Raw genomic sequence first — 26,821 nt, 5'->3', positions numbered from 1 at the left:
GGTTGGCGGGCATATGCTCGCCCCGACAACCGCAGACATGAGACGGCCCCCGGCGGGACTGCAATCCCGGTCGAGGGCCTGACCAAGCAGGAAGTGACTCGCTTCCCCATGGCTCTTCAGCACCCTAGCGCGCCCTCGCGCGCCTCGTCCCGAGTTCGCACCGGGACCCCCCGATCCGGTGTCATCCACGTCAACACGTGGCACGCCAGTCACTACACCGTGGTCGGCAACCACCTCCTCCAGCACCGCGAGCTGTCGGCGACGGCGATCGGGGTCGCGGCGTACATCCAGTCGCTGCCCGAAGGCTCCCCGGTCGGCATCAAGGCGCTCACCGAGCGGTTCACGGAGGGGGAGAGGCGGATCAGCTCCGCCCTCCACGAGCTGGAGCGCCACGGCTACCTGGAACGCCGAACCGAGCGCCTGCCCACCGGCCGGGTGGCAACCCGCACGTACTCGTACAACAAGCCGCTGGCCACCCCGGACGGCCCGCCCCCACCGTCCCGCAAGCCCGCACCGGACTGGGACCCGGACCCGGACCCGGACCCGGACCCGGACCCGGACCGGGAGCCGGAGCCGACACCGGAGGCGGACCCCTCACCGAAGGCGGGGGCGGGCCCGGAGCCGAGGCGGAAGCCTTCGCCCGCGCCGGAGCCGGATCTTGCACCCGAGCCACGGCAGCTGCACGCCGGGGCGGCCGATCTGCTCGCCGGCCTCCGCCGCTACGACCCGCGCCTGCTCCTGGCCGAGCGCGACGTACAACGCCTCGCACCCGGCGTATCGACCTGGCTGGACCGAGGTGCGGACCCCGAGGCGGTCGGGCTGGCCCTGACCACGAACCTCCCCGAGCCGATGCGCAGCCCCGCCTCGGTACTCGCATACCGCCTCGAGGCGCTGCTCCCGCCGCCCCTGCCACACGCTCCGGCGCCGAGGCCGGTCAGACGGCCGGACCCGTTCCAGACCTGCGACGGCTGCGAACGCGCCTTCCGGTCCCCGCACCCGGGCCACTGCCGCGACTGCCCACCACCGCGCGCGGTAGGCGCGGCGGCCTAGGCGTCAGATGAACACCACGTCCCACCCTTCCGGGTCGGACGAGCCGTCGAGATAGGTGTCCTTCCGTCTGCTCCGCCTTGCGACCGGCGGGACTTCCATCCAGGCGCAGACGCCTGCACCGGGCAACCGCTCGAGGCCATCCGGGCGAAGCCCTGACCGCGAGCGCCGCCGATGCCCGGACCGTACGGCGTGCCACTCTGGTGCCATGACCATCGAGGTTCGCCCCGCCGGGGTGTTCGGGGACGTCCGGACCCTGCTCGGGCCGAAGTCGGCCGGGGCCAACGTCTGCTGGTGTCTGAGCCATCGGATCCCGTCCAAGCTCAACAACGAGCTGCGCGGGGAGGCCCGCGGCGAGTACGTCGCCGAGCTGTGTCGTGCGGATCCGGCTCCGGGGGTGATCGCGTACGACGGTGACGAGCCGGTCGGCTGGGCCGCCGTGGCGCCGCGCGCGGACACCTCGTTCGCGCGCAACCGCAAGATCCCGCACGTCGACGACCTGCCGGTCTGGTCGCTGTGGTGCATCCGCGTACGCCCCGGCTACCGCAAGCGGGGGATCTCGCACGCCCTCATCGCCGGTGCGGTCGAGTTCGCCCGCGCCCACGGCGCGCCGGCGATCGAGGCGTACCCCCTCGACAACGGCGACGCCAAGGTCGACCTGACGATGGCGTACGCCGGGATCCGGAAGAACTTCGAGCGCGCCGGCTTCGTCCACGCCGCCGACACCACGTCGGTCCTGGCAGGGCACCCCCGAATCCTGATGCGCCTCGCCCTGCACTGACGGACCCTGCACCGGGCCGGGGCGGGGCGGCCGCCGTGCGTCGGCCCGGTGCAGGCCGACGCACGGGGAGGTGCTCCGGCGTTACATCGTGTAGTAGCCGGCGACGTCGGCGATGAGGTCGACGGAGCCTGCGTTGTTGTAGAAGCTGACCTTTCCGTTGACGACGGGGACGATGACCAGGTTCGGGATCGTCTGGCCCGCGGTGACGTTCAGGTTGGACGCGCTGGTGCGGGTCGTGCCGTTGGGGTAGACGGAGGCGTAGCTGGCATAAGTGGGGTCGGTCGCCGTGACGTTCAGGACCACGGCCGTCACGCCCGCCGCCGGGATCCCCGCCGTGCCTGTGACCTGCAGGGTCGCGGTGCCGCCCTGGCCCACCTTGGCCTTCGGCACGCCCAGCCCACTACGGGTGTCCATCAGCCGGGTGGGCGTGATCGGCTTGTACGTACCCAGGCCCGAGACCGCGGGCGGCGTCACCGTCAGCGTGCCGCGCGGGTACTGGCTGTTGAGCGCGTCGACGCTGATGTTCCAGGTGCCGGCGGGTGCCGTGCGCAGGTCCACGGTCGCTTTCAGCGTCCGGGCGTCGTCGGAGACCGAGACGGTCGTGGCCGTCAGCGGCGCCGGGCCGCCGGTCAGCTTGACGGTGGTGTTCATGCCCAGCGCCGTGCCCTGCACGGTGCGGGTCGCGACCGTACCGCTCTGCGCGGTGTCCGGCGTGACCGTCCCGACGGACACGTCCTCGGAGCCGCAGGGCGCGTTGGTGCAGACGAGATTCGCGCGGTAGGCCGAATGGTCGGCCCAGTCCTGCAGAGAGAGGACGAACAGGCTCCGGTCGGCGCCCTGGCAGTCGTACGTGGACGAGCTGCCCGTGCAGAGGTTGCGCCCCGTGTTGTCGTAGAGCGCGGGCTGCGGGCCGGGGGACCCGTCCGTGGCGGTGGAGGTGATGTCGGCCCTGAACTGGTCGCCCGAGACGCTCGGCAGGACAGCGCACGCGCCGGTGCGCTGCTCGGAGAGCGTGCCGGTCAGCGGGCCGTACCCGTACGCGACCGATCCGACCCGGAGGCATTCGGGGACGGGCCCGGCGGCCGTGGCGATCCGCCAGGCGTCGAGGCGGTAGGAAGCGGGCAGGTGGTAGTTCTCCGGGACCTGGGTGACCACCTGGTAGCCGGTGGAGCCCGTGGGGGTGCACGCCCAGGTCCGCTGGTGGCAGGCGATGCCGCCGTTGTTGTCCATGACCAGCACGTTCGTGCCGTCGTGGGCGTCCCGGGGGTTGATGTGCAGCCGGTCCGTGGCGGCGGCCGTGGTGATCCGGTGGCAGCGCAGGGTGCCGTTCTGGCCGGAGGTTCCGGTCGTTGCCGGGGCGCCGACCGCCGTAGCGGCGGACGCGGCGCAGCCCTTGGCCGTGGCGGTGACGTCCCGGCGGTCCAGGGTGTGGCTGCGCGCGGCGTCCTGGCCCTGCAGGAGGACGGTGTACGCCTTGCCGGAGGTGAAGGAGCAGCTGGTGAGGCCGTCCGTCCGGAGCTGCTGGCCCGGGGCGGGGTGGTCGTAGCAGGACGGCCCGTTGCCGTCGGTGTCGACCACGCTGATCGTGTAGCGCGGGAACAGCTCGTTGTCGTCCGGGAGGCCGTAGCGGATACGGAGGAGCTCGGAGGTGGAGTGTGCGTCGGCCGGGATGGTCAGGCAGTGCGAGAAGACGCCGTTGCCGGTCTCCAGCCGCACGGCCGCCGCATCGTCGGCGAAACTCCCGGCGGGCAGGACCTGACAGCCGTTCTGCGTCACGTCCGTACGGACGAAGTGGACGCCGTACGGTCCGGTAGCGGTGGCGTCGCCGGCGCGCACCAGCGCACGGAACGGTGCCGCTCCGGTCAGGGCGCAGCCGCCCCGGTCGAGATCACCGGCGGTGCACTGTGCGGTGCCGTTCTTGTCGACCACCTCGACCTGGACGGTTACGCCCGCGCCGCCGAGAGAGGTGAGGGCGGCGATCCGGGCGCCCTGGGGGCTCGGCAGTTCCAGGCACTGCGTCTGCCCGGCGGTGGCGAACGTCCCTGCGTACCGCCCCTCGGAGACGCCGACGCAGCCGCACACCCGTGCGAGGTTGAGATGTGATGGGGGCCGGCCTCGCGCAACGCCCTTCAGGCGGCGTCGCGCAGCTCGGCCCAGGCGGCGCGCAGGACGCCGACCTCGCGGTCGATGTCGTAGTACATGTCGTTGAGGTGGAGGAGCATCAGGCGGCGGCCGCCGGCCCTGTAGGCGTACGTGATCACGGTCGGCACCAGTCCCTCGCCGCGGGATGAGCCCCCGATGGACTGGGCCTTGATGTCCTGGATCTCCGACCAGGCCAGCCGGCGCGTCCGGAGAGGTCCCTTGACCTTGAGGCCGGTGCGGTCCGCCGAGGTCCCGGACCGTGGGAGGGTGACGGCGATCCCCACGACGAACAGCGCCACCGCGCTCGACAGCAGCTTCGCCCAGTAGGGGATGAGCTCCTCGGTCCACGCCTCCACCAGCCACCCGAGCGTCATGAGCCCCAGGACGGTCAAGGCGACGGCAGCCTTCCGCCCTCTGGCCCGGTACTCGCGCGGCAAATCGCGTGCCCCCACACTCACCCCTCTCGCAGGCGGCCCACTGTAGACGCGAGCGCCAACTCCCGCTGCTCCGGGGGCTGTTCCGGTTTCCAGGGTGCCGCCTCCGCCGATCCCAGATGGTGTCGGTGGTGCGGGTGGTGTGGAGGTGTCGGGTGGGTTCGGGTCGGGGTGGGCGGAGGGGTGGTCAGCGGGGTTGCCCGTGCATAGATTACCGGCGGTAACTCTCGAGTCGATCCGAGGAGAGCGCCGTGGAAGCCCTGGGAGCCGGGCCGAGGCTGGTACCGCCCGTGTTGACCGTCGTCGACGGGGTGGTGCGGCAGGTGGAGGTGCCCGCGCTGGCCGGGCTGCCGGGGAGCGGGTCGCTCGGGGACATCCCGTTCCAGAACGCCCGCGAGGCCCCCGGCGAGGTGGTGCTCGCCCGCAAGGAGCGGGACGGGAGCTGGCGGGACGTCACCGCCGCCGAGTTCGCGGCCGAGGTCACGGCCGTCGCCAAGGGCCTGATCGCCGAGGGGCTGCGCGAGGGCGACCGGCTCGCGATCATGGCCCGGACCACCTACGAGTGGACCCTGCTGGACTTCGCCGGATGGGCCGCAGGGCTGGTCACCGTGCCCATCTACCCGACCTCCTCCGCGCTCCAGGCCCGCTGGATCATCCAGGACTCCGGCGCCGTGGCCTGCGCCGTCGAGGACACCGCGCAGGCCCGCATCATCAGCGCCGAGCGGGCGCACCTGCCCTGGCTGGCGCACCTGTGGGAGTTCGACACCGGCGCGCTGGCGCGGCTGGTCAAGGCCGGCGAGAGCCTGCCCGACGCAGTGGTGCACGCGCGCCGGTCCGTCCGTACGCCGGACTCCGTGGCCACCCTCATCTACACGTCCGGCACGACCGGGCAGCCCAAGGGCTGCGTGATCACGCACGCCAACTTCTTCGCCGATGCGGACAATGCGGTCGAGCTGCTGCATCCCGTCTTCAAGTCCGTCAGTAAGGATGCGGCCTCTACGCTGCTCTTTCTGCCGCTGTCGCACGTGTTCGGGCGGATGGTGGCCGTGGGGTGCCTGCGCGCGCGGGTGAAGCTCGGGCATGCGCCGAGCATCCAGACCGAGGACCTGCTCGCCGATCTCGCGGGCTTCCAGCCGACGTTCCTACTGGCCATCCCGTACGTGCTGGAGAAGGTCTACAACACCGCGCGGGCCACGGCCGAACGGATGGGCCGGGCCTCGTCGTTCGACCGGGCGGCGCGGATCGCGCAGCGGTACGGGGAGATCGTCGAGGGCCGGACCCCGGGGGTGAGCCTGCGGGCGGCGCGGGCGCTGTACGACCCGCTCGTCTACCGGCGGATCCGGGCGGCGCTGGGCGGGCGCGTGCGCTACATCCTGAGCGGGGGCTCGCCGCTCGGGCGGCGGCTCGCGGCGTTCTACACCGGAGCCGGGATCGAGGTCTTCGAGGGGTACGGGCTCACGGAGACGACCGGGGCCAGCACGGTCACCCCGCCGCTGAAGCCGAGGCTCGGGACGGTGGGGTGGCCGCTGCCGGGCACGGCGGTGCGCATCGCGGACGACGGTGAGGTGCTGCTGCGGGGGCGCCACGTGTTCGCGGGGTACTGGAACAACGCCGCTCACGGGGGCGTGGGGGCTGGGGGCTGGCTCGCCACCGGGGACATCGGGGAGCTGGACGGGGAGGGGTACCTGACGATCACCGGGCGGAAGAAGGACCTGATCATCACGTCCGGCGGCAAGAACGTGGCCCCGGCCCCGCTCGAGGACTGGCTGCGGGCGCACCCGCTGGTCGGCCAGTGCATGGTGATCGGCGACAACCGGCCGTACGTCGTGGCGCTGATCACGCTGGAGCCGGAGGGGCTGGCGCACTGGCGGCAGATGCGGAAGAAGACGGCGATGCCGATGCGGGAGCTGGTACGGGACGAGGAACTGCGGGCGGAGCTCCAGCGGGCGGTGGACGAGGCGAACCAGCTGGTGTCGCGGCCGGAGTCGATACGCCGCTTCGCGGTGCTGCCGGGGGAGTTCACGGAGGCCCGTGGCCATCTGACGCCGTCGCTGAAGCTGAAGCGGGGGGTCATCGCCAGGGATTTCGAGCGGGAGATCGAGGATCTGTACCGCAGGGCCTGACCGTGCCGATCACGTGCCGATCCCGGGCCGATCCCGTGCCGGGTGCGGGCTGTTGGGTGCGGGCTGACCGTGCCGGGCCCGGGGCGGGCGCGCGTTGCCGAGGGCGGGCGCGGGGTGCCGCTGCGCGGAGCCTCTCCCTGCCCCGCCCTTTCTCCGTCTCCCGGGCTCTGCCCGGCCCCGTGCCGGGGGCTCCGCCCCCGGACCCTCCCCCTCGCTGCGCTGGGGGGACCCCCAGCGCCTCAAACGCCGGCGGGGCTGGATTTGGCTACGCCGGGATGGCCGCCAGGCCGGCCTCGGCGATCTTTACGTCGTCCGACCAGTGGCCGCCCGAGACGCCTATGCCGCCGACGAGCTGGCCGTCCACGACGACCGGGAGGCCGCCGCCGAAGGTGACCAGGCGGTCGATACCGGTCCGGGCGCCCACCGACAGCTGTGCGTCGTTCTCGACGAACTCGTGCCAGTCGGTGGTGCTCAGGCCGAAGGCGGCCGCGGTGTAGGCCTTGTCCTGGGCGATCTGGATGGTCATCAGGCCCGACCCGTCCATCCGGGCGAACGCGCTGAGGTGGCCGGACTCGTCGACCACCGCGATGGCGAACCGCAGCTCCGTCTCCCGAGCCGCGGCGAGGGCGGCGTCGACGATGGCGCGCGCGAGGTCATTGCTGAGGGCGGGGCGGGTGCGAACGGCAGTCATGTCGGGCTCCTTGCAGAAGTGGCTGTCGATTGTTCGTATGCATGCAGCTAACAGCATGCGAATAGCTCTACGCAAGCTGCCTGCCATCTCGGCGGGAACTGGCGACCGTCTCCTACACTCGGCGCATGCATTACTCCGAGCGACTGTTGGTCTTCATCAAGCAGGCCGAGCGCGTGACCCAGGCCGCGAAGGAGGCCGCCGTGCGCGAGGCGGGGATCACCGCTGCGCAGCAGGGCGCGCTCGCCGTGCTCAGCGACAACCCCGGGATCAATGCCGCCGAGCTGGCGCGCAAGCTCTCGGTGACTCCGCAGACGATGAACAGCCTGCTCGGCCGGCTGGAGGCGCGCGGCCTGGTCGCCCGTACCCCGCACCCGATCCACGGCACGCTCATCGAGATCCGGATGACCGAGCGCGGCGCGGAGGTGTTCGCCCAGGCCGACGCGCTGGTGGCGAAGCTCGACGCCCGGCTCGCCGAGGGGCTGTCCGAGGACGAGTCGGCCGCCGTACGGGATCTGCTCACCCGGATCATCCGCAACGCCGAGACCCCAGGCCTCTGAGTCCTGGGGTCCGACTCCTGGGGCCGACTCCTGGGGCCCGGGTCCGCCGGTCAGCAGTTGGCGTGCGTCGGGCGGTCCGCGAAGCGGTCCGCCAGCCAGTCGCCCGCCGCCAGGGAGTGGGTGATCACGCCGCTGACGTGCTCGCCGACCCAGATCGTGTCCCACTCCACGTTCGCGCCCTTCGCGCACCACTCGGAGCGCAGCTGCCGCCCGACGGCGTACGGGATGAGCTCGTCGCCGAGCGCGTGGTACTGGTGCACCGGCGCGGCCGGAGCCGTCCGCCCGAGCCTGCTCTGGTTCAACCGGGCCTGCCAGTCCGGCTGTTCGAGGGGGTTGCGGGTGGTGAGGTCGGAGATCCGCTTGAAGGAGCCGGCGATCGCGTCGATCGCCACGCAGTTCTCCTTCATGCCGGCGACCAGGGCCTTGCCCGCCGGGTTGAGGTACGAGTCGAGCCGGAGCTCGGGGAAGGCCGCATCCTGACCCGCCGCCGCCATGAAGATGAGGCCGGAGCCGTACGAGCCGTTGTTGAAGTCGGCCACCTTCATCAGGTCGGCCGGGACCCCGCCGGTCGCCGTGCCCTTCACCTTCAGCTCGGGGGCGTACGAACCCTGCAGCTCGGCGGCCCAGCTGCCGGCCTGGCCGCCCTGGGAGTAGCCCATGATGCCGACCGGGGTGCCGGCCCCCAGGCCCGCCTCCGGGAGGCGCTCGGCGGCGCGCGCCGCATCGAGCATGGCGCGGCCGGCCGAGGGGCCGACCGTGTAGGTGTGGACCCCCGGGGTGCCGAGGCCCTCGTAGTCGGTGACGACCACGGCCCAGCCGCGCAGGGTGAGCTGCTGGATCAGGTTGGCCTCCATGGCGGTGCCGTACGGGAGGTTGTTGCTCGGCGCGCAGGAGTCGCCCATGCCGACGGTGCCGACGGCGTACGTGACGAGCGGGCGCGGGCCGGTCCGGCCGTCCTGCGGGACGATCACGGTGCCGGAGACGGTGTTCGGGGCGCCTTCGGCGGTGGTGGAGCGGTAGTGGATCTTCCACGCCTTCGTGTTGGTCGGCTGGCCGGGCAGCGGGCGGAAGGCCGAGGGGGCGACATCGACGATGTCGCCGGGCCGACCGGCTCCGGCTTCGGATGCGGTGGCCGTGGCGGGGATCCCGGCCGAGGCGGCGGCCAGTGCAGCTACGGCGGCGACGGCGGTCCTGCGGGTGGGGGTTCGCAAACGCATGGCGGCTCTCCCAACGGAACGTTTCGTGCGGGGGGCAGGTGAGGAGAAGGTAGTGACCGACCGGTCGGCACGTCGCTGACCGCGCAGCTCACCTTTCCTGGCCCGGGATCGCACCCGCCCGGTCCGGCACCCGTACGACGGAGAAGGTGAGCCAGTCGGAGCAGCCACCGCTTGCGGACCGGCTGCTGCGTGGCAGTCCTCCTGCGATGCCGCTACGGACCGTCGGAGGACTCGGTATGGCACGCATGATCACGGCCGGTGTCGTCACTGCGGCGACCGCCGCCCTGTTCACCCTGGGGCTGCCCGCCGCCGGCGCCGCGCCGCCGACCTGCTTCGGCGTCGCGGCCACCCTCACCGGCACGGGCACGATCACCGGCACGCCGGGCAACGACGTGATCGTCGGATCGGCGGCGGCCGACACCATCGACGGCCTCGGCGGCAACGACCTCATCTGCGGGCTCGGCGGCAACGACCGGCTGGTCGGCGGCCTCGGCAACGACCGGCTCGACGGGGCGGCCGGCAACGACGCCATGCGCGGCGACACGGCCCTCGACACCGGCAACGCGGTCGGCGGCGGCAACGACGAACTGCGCGGCGGCGACGGCGACGACGACATGGCCGGCGACTCGTTCACCGCCAGCGGGAACGCCGTGGGTGGCGGGAACGACCTCCTGGACGGCGGCGCGGGCGCCGACTTCATGACCGGCGACTCCAGGAGCCTCGACGCCGGTACCGCGGTCGGCGGCGGCAACGACCGCCTGTTCGGCGGCGACGGCGACGACGAGCACATCACCGGCGACAGCGTCGCCTTGGGCGGAGACGCCACCGGCGGCGGCAACGACCTGCTGGAGGGCGGCAACGGCGACGATGGCCTGCTCGGGGACTCGGCCGCGCCCTTGCAGGGGACGGGTACCGGTGCGGGCAACGACATCCTGCGCGCCGGCCCGGGCGCGGGCGACAACGTCATCGGCGACAGCGAGGGCATCGCGGGGGCCGTCGGCGCCGGCGGCAACGACCTGATCGACATGGGAGCCGACGGCGGCGTCTTCGCCCTGGGCGACCACAACATCGGTGACCCCGACGGCGGGCAGGCCACGGGCGCGGGCAACGACCGGATCACCGGCGGTTCCGCAGCCGACATCCTCATCGGCGACAGCTCCGTCGGGGACGCGTCGGTCACCTCGGCCGGAAACGACCAGATCGACGGCGGGGGCGGCGACGACACCCTCTTCGGCGACAACTCCAACTTCGACGGGGACGCGACCGCCGGCACAGCAGGCGGCCGGGACCAGCTCCGCGGCCAGGCCGGCGACGACTCGATCTTCGCAGGCCCCGCCAACGACTTCCTCGACGGCGGAGCGAACACCGACTTCTGCGACGGCGAGGCCGGCAACGCCGACGTCGCCGTCAACTGCGAGTCGACCGCCAACATCCCGTAGGCCGCCGGCCCGTCACCGCCAACCACCGGACGCGATCCGGTACGCGCCCGGCGTCGTGCCCGTCCAGCGGCGGAACGCGCGGTGGAAGGCGGTGTCCTCCGAGAATCCCAGCCGGGCCGCCAGTTCCGCGATCGGCTCCCCGCTCTCCGCCAGCCCCGCGATCGCCGCGTCCCGCCGCACATGGTCCTTCAGCTGCTGGAACGAGGTCCCCTCCTGCCGGAGCCGGCGCCGCAGCGTCGCCGGGGACACCGCCAGCCGCGCCGCCACCTCCCCCAGCGCCGGCAGCCGCGGAGAGCTGCGCAACTGCCGTGCCAGGGCCCGGCGGACCTGCTCCGCGACCGTCGTCCCGTACTCCGGCCGCGACAGCAGGTCGAAGGGGGCCCGGCGCAGCATCGCGTCCAGCGCGGCCTCGTCCCGTACGAGCGGTGCGGCCAGCCAGTGCGCGTCGAAGGCGACGCCCGTACGGTCCGCCCCGAAGCGGACCGGACAGTCGAAGAGGATCTCGTACTCGGCCTCGTGCGGCGGCGGAGGGTACGCGAACGCCGCGTACGCGAGCGGGATGCGCCGCCCGATCAGCCAGCTGCTCAGCCGGTGCCAGATGGCGAGCACGCACTCGGTCAGGAAGCGCTCCTCGTCCCGCGCGAAATCGTTGTGCACGGTGAACCGCGCCTCGTGATCCGTTACTTCCAGGGCCAGTTCGGGGCCGCCCGGGAAGAGGCCGTAGAAGGTCGCGGCCCGCTCCACGGCCGCGCCGAGGTCCCGGCAGCCGAGCGAGGCGTAGCACATCATCGCGAACGTGCCCGGGCGGCTCGGCACCGCGGACAGCCCCAGGAACTCGTCCTGCGTGGTCCGGTACAGCGCCCGGAACAGCCGGGCGAACTGCGCCGGGGTGATCCGCGCCCGGTCGTCGCCGAGCAGCAGCGGCGGGATCTGCGCCTCCTGGAGCAGTGGCACGGTGTCGATGCCGCTGCGCGCCGCTCCCGCGAGCACGGCGCGGACATGGTGCACGGTGATCGTCCGCCTCCCCATGGCTCCGACGGTAGCCCCATTGAGCGCTGGGGTCAGCGGGGGTGACGCTTCCGGTCATGTCGCAGGGCATGCGGGCCTGCCTAGCGTCGTCCGTACGTACGTACCTCGGACGTACCCCCAGGGAGGCGAGGGCGATGGACGCTGTGCGACCGGAGACGCTGGCGGTGTTCACGGAGTGGACGGCGGAGCGGTACGGAGGCGAGACCGCCCTGCGGTTCAGAGGGGACGGGGGCTGGACCACCGTCACGTACGCCGAACTGCGCGCCCGCGTACGGCAGACCGGGCGGGCGCTGCTCGGGCTGGGGGTCGCGCCGGGGGAGCGGGTGGCGGTCCTGGCCGAGACCCGGCCGGCGTGGACGTACACCCACTTCGGGATCCTGGCGGCGGGGGCCGTCCTCGTACCGGTGTACCCGACGGCGGGGGACGAGGAGCTGGCCTGGGTCCTGGCGGACTCGGAGGCGGTGGCCGTGGTCTGCGACGACGCGGCGCAGGCGGACCGGGTGGAGGCGCTGCGGGCGAAGCTGCCGGCGCTGGACCAGCTGCGCGCGGTCGTACGGATGGACGCGCTGCCGGGGCTGCCGGGGATCGAACCCGCCCCGGAGGCGGAACTCCTGGACCGGGCCCGGCGGGTGGCCCCGGGTGCCGACGCGTCGATCGTCTACACCTCGGGGACGACGGGCCTGCCGAAGGGCTGCCGCCTCACGCACGGCAACCTGGGCGCCATCCAGGACGCGACGCTCCCGCTGACCCGGGGCGGACCGGGCGACTCCACGTACCTGTACCTGCCGCTGGCGCACCTGCTGGCACAGCTGATCCAGTTCACGACGCTGCTGCAAGGCGGTGAGCTGTGCTACTTCGGCGGCCGGATCGAGGACGTGCTGTCCGAGCTCGCCGAGGCGCGGCCCACCCATCTCCCGTCCGTACCACGCCTGTTCGAGAAGGTCCACTCGGTGGTGCTGTCCCTGGCGGAGTCCCAGGAGGGCGGCGCCGCGCGCTTCCGGGAGGCGGTACGGCTCGGTGTACTGGCGGCGGAGGGCCGGCTTCCCGCCTCCTCCCGGGCGGCGTACGAGGAGGCGGAGAAGAACCTGTACTCCCTGGTCAGGGGCGCCTTCGGGGGCCGGCTGAACTGGGCGCTGACCGGGGGAGCGCCGATCGCCCCGGCGACCCTGGACTTCCTGCGGGCCTGCGGGATCGCGGTCTACGAGGGCTACGGAATGACCGAGTCGGGCGGGGTGATCAGCCTGAACCACCCGGCGGCCGTCCGCCACGGCACGGTGGGCCGGCCGATCGCGGGCTGCGAGGTCCGCATCGCGGGGGACGGCGAGGTGCTGGCCCGGGGGCCGATGGTCTTCCCGGGCTACCACGCGAACCCGGCCGCGACGGCGCAGGCGCTCGACGCGCAGGGCTGGCTGCACACCGGGGACCTGGGGGAGCTGGACGCCGACGGGTTCCTGTCGATCACGGGCCGCAAGAAGGAGCTGATCATCACCTCGTCGGGGAAGAACATCACCCCGACGGAGGTCGAGTTCGCCGTCCAGCGCTCCCGGTACGTGTCGCGGGCGGTCCTGATCGGCGACCACCGGCCCCACCCGGTCGCCCTGATCACCCTGGATGCGGAGGAGATCACGACGTGGGCGAAGCGGGAGGGCATCGACCTGGACCCGGCCGGGGCGGCCGCCCACCCGGCGGTCCGCGCCCTGGTCGAGGAGGCGGTGACGGCGGCCAACGCCACGGTCTCCCGCCCGGCCCGCATCCGCGCCTTCCACGTCCTGCCCGAGGACTTCACCATCGAGGCGGGCACCTTGACCCCGACCCTGAAGCTCCGCCGCACGGCGGTGGCGGAGCGCTACGCGGCGGAGATCGACGCGCTGTACGGGGACGGGCCGGACCGCCGCGGCTGAGGGAGGACCGGGACTGCCGGAGGGGCCCGCTACGGTGCCGCCATCGCGAACTCCGCACGGGTGGCAGGTGCTTGGCTCGGCTCGTGGGCGTGGGAGGAGGTGTCCGCGCAGCTGCGCGCGGCGCGGCATGAGGCCCACCCGCTGACGCTGTCCGGCCTGCTCAGTCGCGGGCGTACGACCCGAGGCCGACCAGGCAGTACACGTACTCGTTGATGGTGATCCCGCCCCGGCTGTAGCGGTACGAGAACGCGTACTGGGTCTTCGGATTGCTGTTGCAGCGGTCCAGCTCCGAGGCCGCTTAGGGGACGACTGCCTGACGGGTCCTCATCGAGGGTGCAGGACCGGCGTGTCGGGACGCAGTCGTTCCGCCGGGACGGCCCGACCGCCGCCGTGGTGGAGGCAGCGGTCGGGCAGACCCGCTCGTGATCAGCCGAACTGGCCCGGCTGGTAGTCGCCCGCCGGCTGCTGGACGATCACGTTCATCCGGTTGTAGGTGTTGATCAGGGCGATGAGGGAAACCAGGGCGGCCAGCTGGTCCTCGTCGTAGTACTTGGCGGCTTCCGTCCAGGCCTCGTCCGTGACACCGCCGGCGGCGTCGGCGATGCGCGTGCCCTGCTCCGTCAGCTCCAGGGCCGCCCGCTCGGCGTCGTTGAACACCGTCGCCTCACGCCAGGCCGCGACCAGGTTGAGCCGCACGGCGGTCTCCCCGGCGTGTACGGCGTCCTTGAAGTGCATGTCGGTGCAGAAGCCGCAGCCGTTGATCTGGCTGGCCCGCAGCTTCACCAGCTCCTGCGTGGGGGCCGGCAGCGTCGAGTCCGAGATGACCTTGCCCGCCGAGTTGATGTACCGCGCGAACTTGGCGGCGACGGCGTTGCCGAAGAAGTTGAGCCGAGCTTCCATCGTGATCTCCTTGCCGTATCGACCGTTACACAGCTCTGACGGAACAGCCCGGGCGGATGTGACAGCTCGCCGACGCGGCCGGGTGTGACGCGCGTCACCCCGGCCCCGTCAGGGCCTCGTCCTGGTTCGCCAGGACCTCGTGCCAGGCCGACTCGTGGGCGTCGCGGGCGGCTTCGTCGTAGAAGCCGGCGTGGGTGAGGTGCAGCCGTGTGCCGATCGGGTGGGGGCTGAGCTCGACGGTGACCACCGTCTCGGCGCCGGCCGTGCCGGCCCGGCCCGTCAGCCAGGTCAGCTCCACCAGCCGGTCGGGCACCAGGCGCAGGAAGCGCCCGTAGTGCGGATGCCTGGTCCGTGGAGCCCCCGGCTCCGTCGCGAACTCCGTTTCGAAGAAGAACGGCGCGTTCACCTCGGCCGTCATCACCACCGAGCCCGGCGCGGCGAACCAGCGGTCGAACTCCTCGGTCCACGCCGCGTACAGAGTGTGCTCGGAGGCGATCATCGCGCGCTCGACGGTCAGCCGGTGGGGGCGCTCCGTCAGGTCGGGGACGCGGATCGGTGCGGTGTCGGTCATGGCTCCTCACCGTAGTGAGCGGCGGGCCCGGCGCCCGGGTGCGACGCTCAGTACGACTGGAGCTCCCACAGGTTGCCCTCGGGGTCGCGGACATGGGCGCTGCGCAGGGTCGGGCCCCACTCCGGGCGGTCGGTCGGCGGGCCGGTCGGGGTGGCGCCGCGGGCCAGGCAGGCGGCGTAGGCGGTGTCCACGTCCAGGACGCGGCTGACCAGCATCGTGCGGTCATCGGGGCCGCCGGGGCCGCCGTCACCGGGCGATGCCGTCGTGGCGGCCGTCGCCGTCGCCATCGCCGTACGGTCGAACAGCGCCAGCACGCCTTGCCCGTCCACGTCCCACGAGGCGTACGGGCCCTCGGCGCCGCCACGGGTGCGCGTCGCGCCGAGCAGGGCGGGGAGCAGGGCGTCGTAGAAGCGGAAGGTGTCGCCGAAGCGGGCGACGAGCAGGCGGGTGTGCAGGGCGTCCATGGGGGCTCCGATCACGCGCAATCAATAGGGTGACACCAATGGTTGGTGTCACCCTACAATGTGGCCATGGTTGCCCCCTCGACGCCCCGACTGACCGCCCTCACTCCCTACTTGCTCTCCACGGTGGGCAAGGAGGCCCGCGCCCTCGTCGCCGAGCGGGTCGCCGCGCGCGGTCTGCGGCTGTGGGACATGGCCGTGCTCGCCGCCCTCGCCGATCACGGGCCGCAGCCGCAGCGCGATCTCGCCGAGCGGCTCGAGCTGCACCCGAGCGACGTGGTCAAGGTGCTCGACGGACTCGCACGGCTCGGACACGTCGACCGGGAGCGCGACACGGCCGACCGCCGCCGGGTCCTGGTGAGCATCAGCGAGCCGGGCCGGCGGCTCCTGCGCGAGCTGACCTCGGAGGTCGCCGCCGTCCGCGACGACCTGCTGGACCCTCTCGACGAGGGGGAACGGGCCACCCTGCACGCGCTTCTGCTGTGCGTGTACACGCACGCGGCGAGCCGGTGATTCAGCGCTTGGGCAGGGCCCGGAGTACGGCCAGTTCCTCGGTGTGGCGGCGCATGGCCAGGCTGACGGTGCCCGAGGTGTACTGGAAGAGGCCGACGGCCGCGAGCGGGAGGGAGACCACGAGCATGCCGAGCAGGTCGGCCGAGTCCCGTGCGGCCGCGCAGCGGTCGCCCTCGGCGTCGGCGTAGCTGCGCTTCCCGGAGTCCCCCTCGTCGTAGAAGACGCGGGAGGCGCACGTCCTGCTGCTGCTCGAGCCGCTGAGGCTGAAGGGGGCGAACAACTGGTAGGCGAGCCAGAGCCAGATGCCGCCCGTCGCGATGAACAGGAAGACCCCCAGGGTCCGCTTGCGCTCCGCCCGCTCGCGGAAGGCTATCTCGTACGCGTCAGCGGTCATGGGCGCCGAATCTAGCCGAATCCGGCCGCGTGTCCGGATCATTTCCTTCACGTGCGGTGCCGCGCGCTCACGAGCCAAGAACGGTCAAACCAGCGAGTATTGGGGTGATTCCGGCGAGGGCTTAGATCCTTTGTTCGTTCGGTCGTGAGGACCCGGTGAAGCCGAGACGAATGGTGTGTCACATCTACCGGGGCGGCGGCGAGTCGTATCCGAATACCTGATAGACAGTGGATATTCACGGCTCGACCCGCCGTATACCTTGTCGGCCGCCTTGGGGGGATCGCCGCACTGTGAAGCCGCTTCACCGTCACCTCGTCAACACCTCGCGCAAGGTCCTGTGCACGGCCGCGCTCGCGGCCAGCCTGACGACCGCCGCGGTGGTGACCAACACGTCCACCGCCGACGCGGGCGAGTCCGAGCCCACCCCGGACAGCCCCCAGGCCACCGACCGCGGCGACGCCCGCCTCGATCTGCCCGACCCGCTCGCCGACCCGGCCGTACCGCCCACCGCGGGTACCGGCGCGGACGAGGGGGCCAGCGGCATTCCCGCGACCGCCCTCGACGCGTACCGGCGCGCCGAGGTGTCCGTGGCCGCCGCGCTCCCCGGCTGCAAGCTGCCCTGGCAACTGCTCGCCGGCATAGGCCGGGTCGAGTCCGTGCACGCCTCCGGCTACGGCCTCAAGGCCGACGGCTACACCGAGAAGCCGATCCGCGGCCCGCGCCTCGACGGCAACGGCTTCGCCGAGATCAAGGACACCGACAAGGGCGAGTTCGACGGGGACGCCGTCTACGACCGCGCCGTCGGCCCGCTCCAGTTCATCCCGTCCACCTGGGCCACCTGGGGCGCAGACGGCAACGGCGACTCCAAGCGCGATCCGAACAACATCTACGACGCGGCGCTGGGCGCGGGCCTCTACCTGTGCGCGGGCGACCGGAACCTCTCGGACCAGGCGCAGCTCGACCGGGCGATCCTCAGCTACAACAACTCGCGCGAGTACGTGAACACCGTGGTCGGGTACATGCACCAGTACCAGAACGGTGCCGCCGGGGTGCCGAACCCGCCCGTCGGGAACTACCCGACGCCGCCCACGACGACGCTGCCCACGCCGTCGCAGACGAAGCCGAGCACTCCGAGTACGCCGACGCCGAAGCCCACGCCGACTCCGACTCCGACGCCCACGCCGTCGAAGCCGGCCGAGCCCCAGAAGCCCACGCCTGCCCCGACCCTGGCCAAGCTGGAGCTGCTCGGCAGCCCGGAGCTCAAGGCCGAGGCCGGGTCCGCGTTCACCGCGGTCCCGCGGATCAAGGCGGTGCTCAGCGACGGCAAGCCGGCCGCCGCGAAGCCCATCCTGTTCGAGCTCAAGGGCGACACCACGGGCAGCTTCATCGGCGCCGAGGGCAAGACCTTCCTCGTGGTCGAGACCGACGCCGAGGGCATCGCAGCCCTGCCCGGCCTGAAGGCCGGGGCCAAGGCGGGCGGGTTCACCCTGCGGGTGGCGGCCTACAACACCGAGGCCCAGCTCACGGTGAACTTCACCGGTACCGTCACGGCGAAGCCGGCCCCGGTCGCGGACAAGCTGACCCGTACCGACGCCGACGCGGCGAAGCCGCTGGAGGTCGTGGCGGGGAGCAGCTTCACGGGAGTGCAGGTCACGGCCACCGCCCAGGACAAGGCGGTGGAGGGTGCGCAGGTCACCGCCGGGCTGGTCGAGAAGAACCAGGACGGTGCCTGGGTGCCGGTGGACCCGGCGAAGGCCAAGGGCCCGTGGTTCAAGGACAAGGACGGCGCGAAGGTGACCAGCCTGCTGCTGGCCCCGACCGGCGCGGACGGCAAGATCGTGCTGCCGGAGCTGTTCACCACGGACGTCGCCCCGGGCACGTACCACCTCCGCCTGATCACGAAGGACAACGTGGTCCTGATCCTGGACCTGAAGATCACGGCAGCCCCGACGGCGCCTCCGGCGTAGCGGGCCCGCGCTCAGACGCCGACCGCCCCGGTCACCGTGCAACGGTGACCGGGGCGGCTTGCGTACAAAGGCCTTAAAAGCGTTCAACGCAAAGGCAGGAGCCCCGCGATCTCCGTCGGAACGGAGGAGGCAGGGCTCCTTGGGTACTGCTATCCAACCGCGAGAGTTGGCCCAGGCGACTAGGCCGGGGTGACGTTCTCCGCCTGCGGGCCCTTCGGACCCTGCGTGACGTCGAAGTTCACCATCTGGTTCTCCTCGAGGGAGCGGAAGCCAGAGGCGTTGATCGCGGAGTAGTGGACGAAGACATCCGGGCCGCCGCCGTCCTGGGCGATGAAGCCGAAGCCCTTTTCAGCGTTGAACCACTTCACGGTTCCGGTAGCCATGAGCCCTCCTATGGGCCAAAGGGTCGCCCTGCTCCAGAACCTGCTAAGAAGTCTGAAAACTACAAAAGCCTGCGGGTCACATTCTCCGCAGGCCTCGTACTGCAAGGGAAACCAAACTGCAACTTGCGACGAGCCTAGCACGCACCCACTGGCGGAGACCAGAGGGAAAGATCACGTCACCCGGACGTTTGAGGCCCGCCCGAAGGCTGACGGAGACCCGGGGGCTAGTCTCGCGATGTGGACGTCTATCGCAGCCGGCCCCGCGTCGGCCACATTCAGTTCCTGAACTGCCTTCCCCTCTACTGGGGACTGGCCAGAACCGGCACGCTGCTGGACCTGGAGCTGACCAAGGACACCCCCGAGAAGCTCAGTGAGCGGCTCGTGCAGGGGGACTTGGACATGGGTCCGATCACCCTCGTGGAGTTCCTCCGCAATGCCGACCAGCTCGTCGCGTTCCCCGATCTCGCGGTCGGCTGCGACGGCCCGGTCATGTCCTGCGTGATCGTTTCGCAGGTGCCGCTGGAGCAGCTGGACGGGGCCCGGGTCGCCCTCGGCTCGACCTCCCGTACGTCCGTACGCCTCGCCCAGCTGCTGCTTTCCGAGCGGTACGGGGTCCAGCCGGACTACTACACCTGTCCTCCCGACCTGGGCCTGATGATGCAGGAGGCCGACGCGGCCGTGCTGATCGGCGACGCCGCGCTGCGCGCCTCGCTGCACGATGCGCCCCGGCTCGGCCTCGACGTGCACGACCTGGGGCTGATGTGGAAGGAGTGGACCGGACTGCCGTTCGTCTTCGCCGTCTGGGCCGCCCGCAAGGACTACCTCGCCCGCGAGCCGGTCGTCGTACGCCAGGTCCACGAGGCCTTCCTCGACTCCCGCGACCTCTCCCTTGAGGAGGTCGCCAAGGTCGCCGAGCAGGCTGCCCGCTGGGAGGCCTTCGACGCCGATCTTCTCCAGCGCTACTTCACGACGCTCGACTTCCGCTTCGGACCCGAACAGTTGGCCGGTGTAAGGGAATTCGCCCGTCGTACGGGACCGACCACGGGCTATCCCGCGGATGTCGCGGTGGAGCTGCTGAGCGGGGACGGCGCCCGCATCTGATCACCTCCGGCCCCTTCTGCTGATCGAATTACCGGGCGGTGGCCCGGGTTCCGGTAGGGGGATATGTCGTTTCCCGGGAATTCCCCCTCTTTTCGCTTTTCTGTCCGTTTCCGTCCGCCCCGCCGGAATGCGCGGATCCTGATGCGCGGACCCGATGGGGTGCCCGATGCGCGCCGCCCGCGCACGTGCGGGTCCGCGCCGCGCGGGACACCATGGACACAAGAGGAGGGGCACCACCTCCTCGGGCGGCCGCGTTCGTTCTCATGCCAGGGGGCCATGGGAGTGCGCCATGACCAATCGCAAGGTCGCCCCGGACATCACGGTCCTCGGAGACAGCCTCGAAGTGCCCGGGATCGGCTTCCTCCCGGTCAACGCGTACGTCTTGCACGCCCGGGAGCCCGTCGTCGTCGACACCGGGCTCGGCCTGCCCGACCGGAACTTCCTCGAGGTGCTGGGCGCGGCCGTCGACCCCGCCGACGTCCGGTGGATCTGGCTGACCCACCCCGACCGGGACCACACCGGCGGGATCTTCGCCCTGCTGGAGGCCGCCCCGAAGGCGAAACTCGTGACCACCTTCCTGGCCGCCGGGATCATGTCCTGCGAGCGGCCGCTGCCCATGGACAGGATCTTCCTGCTCAACCCGGGGCAGTCCCTGGACGTCGGCGACCGCTCGCTCGCCGCCTTCCGGCCGCCGCTCTTCGACAACCCGGCGACCGTCGGCTTCTACGACGACCGCTCGCGGGCCTGCTTCAGCTCCGACTGCTTCGGTGCGCCCATGCCGGACGCGGACACCGCCGACGGCGGCGATGCCGGGGCCGTCGCAGCCGAGGACCTGCGGGCGGCGCAGCTGTTGTGGGCCTCGGTGGACAGCCCGTGGGTGCACGTCGTGGACCGCGACCGCTACCTCGCCTCGTTGGCGCCGCTGCGGGAGATGGACCCGGAGATCGTGGTCTCCACGCACCTGCCGCCCGCCGCCGGGATCACCGGGCGGATGGTCGAGACGGTGAGCCTCGCGGCGGGCATCGACCCGTTCGTCGGCCCCGACCAGCAGGCCCTCGAGCAGATGCTCGCCGGGTTCGAGCCCGCGGGATCCGCCCGGCGGGCCGGTGACACCCCCTAAGGTGCTCTAGGCGATCAGCGCTCAGGGACCGACGGGGGAGGGGGACGCGATGCAGCCGCTCGAAGCCGGCGAACCGCGGACCATCGGCGCGTACCGGCTGCTCGGCCGGCTCGGCTCGGGTGGCATGGGGCGGGTCTACCTGGGGCGCAGTACGGGCGGCCGGACGGTGGCCGTCAAGATCGTGCACCCGCACTTCGCCTCCGACGAGGAGTTCCGCGCCCGGTTCCGCCGCGAGGTCGAGGCCGCCCGGCGGGTCGGCGGCGAGTGGACCGCGCCCGTCCTGGATGCGGACCCGGAGGCGCCGGTCCCGTGGGTGGCCACCGGGTACGTGGCGGGACCTTCCCTGGGCGGCGCGGTGGCCTCGCACGGTCCCCTTCCGGAGGCCTCCGTACGGGCCATCGGCGAAGGCCTGGCCCGTGCTCTCGTGGCCGTCCACGGGCTGGGGCTCGTCCACCGGGACGTGAAGCCGTCGAACGTGATGCTGACCCTCGACGGCCCCCGGCTGATCGACTTCGGGATCGCCCGCGCCACGGACGGCACGGCCTCGCTCACCTCCACCGGCGTCTCCATCGGCTCGCCCGGCTACATGTCCCCCGAACAGATCCTCGGCAAGGGGATCACCGGGGCGGCCGACGTGTTCTCGCTCGGCGCCGTGCTGGCCTTCGCGGCGACCGGGCAACCGCCGTTCACCGGGGACAACTCGGCGACCCTGCTCTACAAGGTGGTCCACGAACCGCCGGACCTCGACGCGGTCCCGGCCGGCGGGCTGCGCGAGCTGATCGCCGCCTGCCTGGCCAAGGCCGCCGCCGACCGGCCTGCGCCCGAGGCGATTGCGCAGGCGCTCGCCGGCGCCCTGCGCGCCCCCGGATGGCTTCCCGCGCCCCTGGTGGAGGAGGCCAGCCGCGCGGCGGTGGCCCTGCTGGACCTGGAGGCCGCACCGGCCGGCCCCGCCGCGGAGGCCGCACCGGCACCCGTCTCCGAATCCGCTTCGGGGCCGGTGCCGTTCACGGCCTCCTCGTACGGGGGACCGGCGGTCGGTTTCGGGGCGCCGGATCCCTCGTACGGGAGCGCGGCCGTGTCCGGCGCCGGCTCGGCGGGCAGCTCGTACGGCCCGTACGGTCCGCCCGCGGATGCGGTGCACGGCCCCTACGGACCGCCGCCGGGCGCCGTCCACGCGAGTCCCACCGAGACCGCCGGCGGCGGCGTGCCGCGGCCGCGGACTGCACCCGACCAGGCGCGCCAGGTCACCTTCAGCGCGGCCGGGCGGCGGTTCAGCTGCTCGCTGGTCCTCGCGGCGACGGCCGTCCTGGCCGTGCTGTCCGGCGGCGGGTTGTACGGGCTGGGGCTGCTGCCGGGCACGGGAGGGGACTCCGACCAGCACGCGTCGGGCAACTCCGCCGCCACGCCCCCGCCGGCGACGGCGGCATCCGGCACCCCCACCCCGACGGGCTCGGCCACGCCGTCGGCCACGCCCTCGGCGGCCACGCCGACCGGCACCCGGGGCGACGTCCCCAAGGAGCTCACCGGCACCTGGAAGGGCACGGTCACCACCGCCCGCGCCGGGGTCTCCAGCGAGTTCGAGATCACCATCAAGGGCGGCAAGGTCGGCGAGGTCGTCGCCCGGGACAAGTCGATCCTCCCGGTCTTCGGCACCGACTGCAGCGGTGACTGGAAGCTCGCCTCCGCCACCGACCGCTCCCTCGTCCTGGACACCGCGGGCGGCCCCAACCCGGCCCCCGGCATCTGTTCGAACGGGTCCGCCGACGAGCGCTTCACCCTCAACACCAACGGGACGCTCCACTACAAGTCGGGCGACGGCCCGGCCGGAAACCCCGAAGGCGACCTGACCCGTATCCCCTGAAGTCCGCGGACGGCCCCTGGCGTAGGCTGGATCGGTCCGTACGTCTTGACACACCGCCCTGACACACCGCCGAAAGGTGACGCACCGGTGACCGACCAGGCCGCTCTCCAGTCTGTCCTCGACCGCGCCGCCGCAGGGGGCCGGATCACCAAGGAAGAGGCGCTCGACCTCTACCGGCACGCCCCGCTGCACGCGCTCGGCCAGGCGGCCGACGCGGTGCGCCGCCGCCGCTACGCCGGCACCGAGCACATCGCGACGTACATCATCGAGCGCAACATCAACTACACCAACGTGTGCGTCACGGCGTGCAAGTTCTGCGCCTTCTACGCGGCCCCGAAGGACACCAAGAAGGGCTGGTCCCGCGACCTCGACGACATCCTGCGCCGCTGCGCGGAGACCGTGGAGCTCGGCGGCACGCAGGTGATGTTCCAGGGCGGGCACCACCCGGACTACGGCGTGGAGTACTACGAGGAGCACTTCTCCGCCATCAAGAAGGCGTTCCCGCAGCTGGTCATCCACTCCCTCGGCGCGTCCGAGGTCGACCACATGGCCCGCATCTCCGGCGTCTCCGCGGAGGAGGCCATCCGTCGCATCCACGCGGCCGGCCTCGACTCGTTCGCGGGCGCCGGCGCCGAACTCCTGCCGGAGCGGCCACGCAAGGCGATCGCCCCGCTGAAGGAGTCCGGCGAGCGCTGGCTGGAGATCATGGAGATCGCCCACAAGCTGGGCGTGGAGTCCACCTCCACCATGCTGATGGGCACCGGCGAGACCAACGCCGAGCGCATCGAGCACATCGCGATGATCCGCGACACGCAGGACCGGACGGGCGGCTTCCGCGCCTTCATCCCGTACACGTACCAGCCCGAGAACAACCACCTCAAGGGCCGGACCCAGGCGACCGTCTTCGAGTACCTGCGCATGATCGCGATCGCGCGGCTCTTCCTCGACAACATCGCCCACATCCAGGGCTCCTGGCTCACCGTGGGCAAGGAGGCGGGCCAGCTCTCGCTGCACTACGGCGCGGACGACCTCGGCTCGATCATGCTCGAGGAGAACGTGGTCTCCTCGGCCGGAGCCAAGCACCGCTCCAACCGCCAGGAGATCATCGACCTGATCCGCAAGGCGGGTCGCGTCCCCGCGCAGCGCGCGACGACGTACGAGCACCTGCTGGTGCACGACGACCCGGCGAACGACCCGGTCGACGACCGCGTGGTCTCGCACATCTCGTCCACCGCGATCGAGGGCGGCACGGCACACCCCGAGCTGAAGCTCATCTCGACGAACTGACGACCGGCGATCTGACGACTCGACGAACTGACGACGGACTGACGCACCCGTGCTGACCCTCCACACCGCCGAACTCCTCGTCCCGGGGGCGGGTTCCGCCGCGCTGCCCGGCGGGGCGGTCCTCGTCGACGGCGACCTGATCGCCCGCGTGGGCCCGTACGCGGAGCTCGCCGCGGAGTTCCCGCACGCGCGGGTCCGGCGCTGGCCCGGGGTGCTGACCCCGGGGCTGCTCGTGCGCGGGGCGGACGTGCTGCTGGAGCGTACGTACTACCCGGACGACCCGTACGAGGTCACCGAGCTCGGCGCCGACCCGATCACCGGCGCCGAGGCGCTGGCCGATCTGAAGCTGACCGAGTCCCGCTGGGGCAACAGCGCCCGCCGGGCCACGCAGAAGCTGCTGGCCCGCGGGGTGGTGGCGGTGGCCGGGCGGCTCACGATCCCGGCGGTGCGGACGGCGGTGGTCCGCTCGGGGCTGACGCTTCTCCCGCCGGCCGCCGCGGTGTCCTCGGACCTGCCGTCGCTGGACCCGTTCGCCGGCCGGGACACGGCCGAGCAGGCCTTCTTCGGCATCCTGGAGCCGGGTGACCCGGCCCGTTTCGCGGTGTTCGCGGCCCCCGACGCCGAGGCGCTGCTCGCCCAGGGCGCCACCACCTGCGTGGCCACGGTCATCACCGGCCGCCTCCTGCACCGCCGGCGCTAGTGCCGCGTCTGCCTGACGCGGCACTAGGTTCTGACGCCCTCGCGGGCCAGGGCGGCCAGGAGGCAGGCCTGGAGGCGGCTTATCCCGCCCAGCTTCGCCCGTATGTTGTGGACGTGGAACTTGACCGTGCTGACGGACAGTTGCAGCTCACCGGCGAGTTCCGCGTTGGAGGCGCCGGTCGCCAGGCAGAGGAACACCGCCGACTCCTGCTCGGTGAGCTGGACCTCCCGTCGCACCTCCTCACCGGTTCGGGGCGGAAACCAGGCCGGGACGCTGAAGCTGACGACGCGCACGGTTTCCACTCCTCGCCCCCGGCCGATGCCCCTGCGGTCAACTCATCGGCTCTTCCTGTGCTCTAAGGGACGTGTGGGCCCGACAGGTAGGTTCCCTTCTGGTCGAACGGCCAGGCATTTGCCTGGCAGCCGAGCAGCCCCTTGATCTGCTGCATCATCGCCGGAGCGGGCTTGCCGGGGCCCGGGCAGGTCTCGTGGTCGCGGCCTATCTCGTGGCCCACCTCGTGGTTGACGATCAACGCCCGGTACTCCTCCACAGGGCCCTTGAACTGCGGAGATCCCTCCTGCCAGCGCTTGAGGTTCACCACGACCGTATGGCCGGCCCGGCAGTTGGTCTCGCCGACGAGCTCGGGGGTGACCACCTCGCACAGCCGGTCGGTGGTCGAGGGCGTCGCGATCTTCACCGTGAAGTCCACGGGCTGGCCGGCCCCGACGAGCTGGAAGCCGTACGCCGGGTCCTTGATCCAGCCGCGCGGGTCCCCGAGGATCGCCTCCACCGACTGGGCGGCGGCGTTGGGGTCGACCCCGCTGCCCTCCTCGACCTCGATCCGCCAGCGGCGGGCGGGTCCCTTGCCCTGCGGCTGCCCCGAGTGGGAGGAGGCCGCGAACACCCCCGGCCCGGACTGTGGGACCGGGGCGGTCGAGCCGGCGCCGCCCGGCTTCTGCGACGCGGCGCCCGGGCCGGGTGCTGCGGCGGGGGGCTGCCCGGGTGCGGGCGAGCCGGACGAGGCCGACGGGGACGGAGCGGCGGCGGGATCCTGGTCGGGCGATGCGGCAGCCGGCGCGGCCACGCTGTCGGAGACGGAGGCGGCGTCGTCCAGCGGCACGATCGCGTACGCGGTCGCCGAGACGGCGACCACCGCGGCCGAGCCGAGGACCGTACGGCGCAGCCGCCTGCGACGCTCGGCCCGGCGCTGTGCGCGGGGGCCGAGGGCGGAGCGTCGACCGGTGGAATGGCCTGCCGGCATCGTGAACCCTTTGTTCGGCAATATCTTCGGGATCTTCACGAACGTGTTCGTGAAAATGCTCGTGAATGTCGTGTTTCGGTAGGCCTTGTCGAGCCGTACCAGCCAGTCAACGCGGACGCGCGGGCTCCGCGTAACTGTCCTTCGGGCCAGTTGTGCCCCCGGCTGTGGGGCGTGGGGGCGCCTGCGAGAATGGCCCGGTATCCGCCCACCCGCACCGCACCGCACCTGAGGGGCCAACGCCAGTGACCCGCGCTTCCCTGGACAAGCAGCCGCACGAAGTCGCCTCCATGTTCGACGGTGTGGCGGCGAACTACGATCTCACCAACGACGTCCTCTCCCTCGGGCAGGCCCGCCTGTGGCGCAAGGAGGTCGCCAAGGCGGTCGGTGCGCGCCCCGGGCATAAGGTGCTGGACCTGGCCGCCGGAACCGCCACCTCCTCGCTGCCGTTCGCCGCGACCGGCGCGTACGTCGTCCCGTGCGATTTCTCCCTCGGCATGCTCCGCGAGGGCAAGAAGCGGCACGCCTGGCTGCCGCTGACCGCGGGCGACGCGACGAAGCTGCCGTTCAAGGACGACGTCTTCGACACCGTGACGATCTCTTTCGGGCTGCGCAACGTGCAGGACACCGACGCCGCGCTGCGCGAGCTGTACCGGGTGACCAAGCCCGGCGGCCAGGTCGTCATCTGCGAGTTCTCGCAGCCGACGTGGGCGCCGTTGCGGACGGTGTACGTGGAGTACCTGATGCGCGCCCTGCCGCCGGTGGCCCGCGCCGTGTCCTCCAACCCCGACGCGTACGTGTACCTCGCCGAGTCGATCCGCGAGTGGCCGGACCAGCCGGCGCTGGCCGCGCTGCTGCAGAAGGCCGGCTGGTCCAAGGTCGCCTGGCGCAACCTGAGCGGCGGGATCGTCGCGCTGCACCGCGGTTTCAAGGCGTAGGACGCA

Annotated in this window: 26 protein-coding genes and 1 pseudogene; 15 read left to right on the top strand and 12 right to left on the bottom strand. The window is 72.1% G+C overall.

Annotated elements, in window-relative coordinates:
• The first annotated feature begins 219 nt into the window (after positions 1-219).
• The gene (locus AB0M76_RS16630) at positions 220-1,050 is read left to right on the top strand and encodes a helix-turn-helix domain-containing protein (RefSeq protein WP_365953488.1); all 831 of its coding nucleotides are present in this window, start codon (positions 220-222) and stop codon (positions 1,048-1,050) included.
• Between the two features lie 205 nt (positions 1,051-1,255).
• On the top strand, positions 1,256-1,828 hold the full coding sequence (locus AB0M76_RS16625; protein ID WP_365953487.1) for a GNAT family N-acetyltransferase: 573 nt from the start codon (positions 1,256-1,258) through the stop codon (positions 1,826-1,828).
• Between the two features lie 81 nt (positions 1,829-1,909).
• Here the strand turns inward: AB0M76_RS16625 and AB0M76_RS16620 are convergent, their stop codons facing one another.
• Together AB0M76_RS16620 and AB0M76_RS16615 are read right to left on the bottom strand one after the other, a co-directional pair.
• Entirely contained in the window at positions 1,910-3,910 is a 2,001-nt protein-coding gene (locus AB0M76_RS16620; RefSeq protein WP_365953486.1) for a hypothetical protein, read from the bottom strand.
• Positions 3,911-3,957: 47 nt separating this feature from the next.
• Positions 3,958-4,344 (bottom strand): PH domain-containing protein, encoded by a 387-nt coding sequence (locus tag AB0M76_RS16615; RefSeq protein ID WP_365953485.1) that lies wholly within the window; start codon positions 4,342-4,344, stop codon positions 3,958-3,960.
• Between the two features lie 311 nt (positions 4,345-4,655).
• On the opposite strand from AB0M76_RS16615, the gene AB0M76_RS16610 reads away from it, so the two are divergent.
• The gene (locus AB0M76_RS16610) at positions 4,656-6,527 is read left to right on the top strand and encodes a long-chain fatty acid--CoA ligase (protein ID WP_365953484.1); all 1,872 of its coding nucleotides are present in this window, start codon (positions 4,656-4,658) and stop codon (positions 6,525-6,527) included.
• Positions 6,528-6,792: 265 nt separating this feature from the next.
• Here the strand turns inward: AB0M76_RS16610 and AB0M76_RS16605 are convergent, their stop codons facing one another.
• On the bottom strand, positions 6,793-7,218 hold the full coding sequence (locus AB0M76_RS16605; protein ID WP_365953483.1) for a heme-binding protein: 426 nt from the start codon (positions 7,216-7,218) through the stop codon (positions 6,793-6,795).
• Between the two features lie 125 nt (positions 7,219-7,343).
• Here AB0M76_RS16605 and AB0M76_RS16600 point away from each other — a divergent pair, with 125 nt between their 5' ends.
• Positions 7,344-7,775, top strand: a complete 432-nt coding sequence (locus AB0M76_RS16600; protein WP_365953482.1) for a MarR family transcriptional regulator — start codon at positions 7,344-7,346, stop codon at positions 7,773-7,775.
• A 50-nt stretch (positions 7,776-7,825) separates the two neighbouring features.
• On the opposite strand, the gene AB0M76_RS16595 is transcribed toward AB0M76_RS16600, so the two are convergent.
• Entirely contained in the window at positions 7,826-8,992 is a 1,167-nt protein-coding gene (locus tag AB0M76_RS16595; protein WP_365953481.1) for a lipase family protein, read from the bottom strand.
• Positions 8,993-9,228: 236 nt separating this feature from the next.
• Here AB0M76_RS16595 and AB0M76_RS16590 point away from each other — a divergent pair, with 236 nt between their 5' ends.
• The gene (locus AB0M76_RS16590) at positions 9,229-10,431 is read left to right on the top strand and encodes a calcium-binding protein (protein WP_365953480.1); all 1,203 of its coding nucleotides are present in this window, start codon (positions 9,229-9,231) and stop codon (positions 10,429-10,431) included.
• A gap of 12 nt (positions 10,432-10,443) precedes the next feature.
• On the opposite strand, the gene AB0M76_RS16585 is transcribed toward AB0M76_RS16590, so the two are convergent.
• Positions 10,444-11,460: an AraC family transcriptional regulator gene (locus tag AB0M76_RS16585; RefSeq protein ID WP_365953479.1), complete on the bottom strand. Its 1,017-nt coding sequence runs from the start codon at positions 11,458-11,460 to the stop codon at positions 10,444-10,446.
• A 134-nt stretch (positions 11,461-11,594) separates the two neighbouring features.
• Between AB0M76_RS16585 and AB0M76_RS16580 the strand changes: the two genes are divergently transcribed.
• A complete protein-coding gene (locus AB0M76_RS16580; protein ID WP_365953478.1) occupies positions 11,595-13,361 on the top strand; it encodes an AMP-dependent synthetase/ligase in 1,767 nt (588 codons plus the stop codon).
• Between the two features lie 42 nt (positions 13,362-13,403).
• A pseudogene (locus AB0M76_RS16575) lies at positions 13,404-13,520 on the top strand (alpha/beta hydrolase); the annotation flags it as partial.
• Positions 13,521-13,787: 267 nt separating this feature from the next.
• Here AB0M76_RS16575 and AB0M76_RS16570 read toward each other — a convergent pair.
• From AB0M76_RS16570 to AB0M76_RS16560, 3 genes are all read right to left on the bottom strand, one after another.
• Complete coding sequence (locus AB0M76_RS16570) at positions 13,788-14,261, bottom strand: carboxymuconolactone decarboxylase family protein (RefSeq protein WP_365953477.1); 474 nt, start codon at positions 14,259-14,261, stop codon at positions 13,788-13,790.
• Between the two features lie 94 nt (positions 14,262-14,355).
• A complete protein-coding gene (locus tag AB0M76_RS16565) occupies positions 14,356-14,832 on the bottom strand; it encodes an SRPBCC domain-containing protein (protein ID WP_365953476.1) in 477 nt (158 codons plus the stop codon).
• 47 nt (positions 14,833-14,879) lie between these two features.
• The gene (locus AB0M76_RS16560; RefSeq protein WP_365953475.1) at positions 14,880-15,311 is read right to left on the bottom strand and encodes a VOC family protein; all 432 of its coding nucleotides are present in this window, start codon (positions 15,309-15,311) and stop codon (positions 14,880-14,882) included.
• 51 nt (positions 15,312-15,362) lie between these two features.
• Here AB0M76_RS16560 and AB0M76_RS16555 point away from each other — a divergent pair, with 51 nt between their 5' ends.
• Positions 15,363-15,806 carry a MarR family transcriptional regulator gene (locus AB0M76_RS16555; protein ID WP_365953474.1) on the top strand — a complete coding sequence of 148 codons (444 nt, stop codon included), beginning with the start codon at positions 15,363-15,365 and terminating at the stop codon, positions 15,804-15,806.
• A 1-nt stretch (position 15,807) separates the two neighbouring features.
• Here AB0M76_RS16555 and AB0M76_RS16550 read toward each other — a convergent pair whose 3' ends face one another.
• Complete coding sequence (locus AB0M76_RS16550) at positions 15,808-16,200, bottom strand: hypothetical protein (protein ID WP_365953473.1); 393 nt, start codon at positions 16,198-16,200, stop codon at positions 15,808-15,810.
• Positions 16,201-16,490: 290 nt separating this feature from the next.
• Here AB0M76_RS16550 and AB0M76_RS16545 point away from each other — a divergent pair, with 290 nt between their 5' ends.
• Positions 16,491-18,167: a hypothetical protein gene (locus AB0M76_RS16545; RefSeq protein WP_365953472.1), complete on the top strand. Its 1,677-nt coding sequence runs from the start codon at positions 16,491-16,493 to the stop codon at positions 18,165-18,167.
• Between the two features lie 179 nt (positions 18,168-18,346).
• Here AB0M76_RS16545 and AB0M76_RS16540 read toward each other — a convergent pair whose 3' ends face one another.
• A complete protein-coding gene (locus tag AB0M76_RS16540) occupies positions 18,347-18,550 on the bottom strand; it encodes a cold-shock protein (protein ID WP_030162033.1) in 204 nt (67 codons plus the stop codon).
• A 237-nt stretch (positions 18,551-18,787) separates the two neighbouring features.
• Here AB0M76_RS16540 and AB0M76_RS16535 point away from each other — a divergent pair, with 237 nt between their 5' ends.
• The 5 genes from AB0M76_RS16535 (at position 18,788) to AB0M76_RS16515 (ending at position 24,619) form a co-directional block, all read left to right on the top strand.
• Positions 18,788-19,651 (top strand): menaquinone biosynthesis protein, encoded by an 864-nt coding sequence (locus AB0M76_RS16535; protein WP_266664919.1) that lies wholly within the window; start codon positions 18,788-18,790, stop codon positions 19,649-19,651.
• A gap of 289 nt (positions 19,652-19,940) precedes the next feature.
• Positions 19,941-20,771 (top strand): MBL fold metallo-hydrolase, encoded by an 831-nt coding sequence (locus tag AB0M76_RS16530; RefSeq protein ID WP_365953471.1) that lies wholly within the window; start codon positions 19,941-19,943, stop codon positions 20,769-20,771.
• Positions 20,772-20,820: 49 nt separating this feature from the next.
• Complete coding sequence (locus tag AB0M76_RS16525) at positions 20,821-22,632, top strand: serine/threonine-protein kinase (RefSeq protein ID WP_365953470.1); 1,812 nt, start codon at positions 20,821-20,823, stop codon at positions 22,630-22,632.
• An 87-nt stretch (positions 22,633-22,719) separates the two neighbouring features.
• Positions 22,720-23,919, top strand: a complete 1,200-nt coding sequence (mqnC, locus tag AB0M76_RS16520; RefSeq protein ID WP_266664913.1) for a cyclic dehypoxanthinyl futalosine synthase — start codon at positions 22,720-22,722, stop codon at positions 23,917-23,919.
• Between the two features lie 49 nt (positions 23,920-23,968).
• On the top strand, positions 23,969-24,619 hold the full coding sequence (locus tag AB0M76_RS16515; protein ID WP_365953469.1) for a hypothetical protein: 651 nt from the start codon (positions 23,969-23,971) through the stop codon (positions 24,617-24,619).
• A gap of 23 nt (positions 24,620-24,642) precedes the next feature.
• Here the strand turns inward: AB0M76_RS16515 and AB0M76_RS16510 are convergent, their stop codons facing one another.
• Positions 24,643-24,912: a helix-turn-helix transcriptional regulator gene (locus AB0M76_RS16510; protein ID WP_030298013.1), complete on the bottom strand. Its 270-nt coding sequence runs from the start codon at positions 24,910-24,912 to the stop codon at positions 24,643-24,645.
• 62 nt (positions 24,913-24,974) lie between these two features.
• Entirely contained in the window at positions 24,975-25,880 is a 906-nt protein-coding gene (locus tag AB0M76_RS16505) for a DUF3152 domain-containing protein (protein WP_365953468.1), read from the bottom strand.
• 242 nt (positions 25,881-26,122) lie between these two features.
• On the opposite strand from AB0M76_RS16505, the gene AB0M76_RS16500 reads away from it, so the two are divergent.
• Complete coding sequence (locus AB0M76_RS16500; RefSeq protein ID WP_266664905.1) at positions 26,123-26,815, top strand: demethylmenaquinone methyltransferase; 693 nt, start codon at positions 26,123-26,125, stop codon at positions 26,813-26,815.
• Positions 26,816-26,821 lie beyond the last annotated feature (6 nt).

This window comes from Streptomyces sp. NPDC051364, assembly GCF_040682115.1.
Lineage (GTDB): Bacteria > Actinomycetota > Actinomycetes > Streptomycetales > Streptomycetaceae > Streptomyces.
The sequence above is the reverse complement of the archived record's forward strand: the minus strand, read 5'-3'. Positions and strand labels throughout refer to the sequence as shown.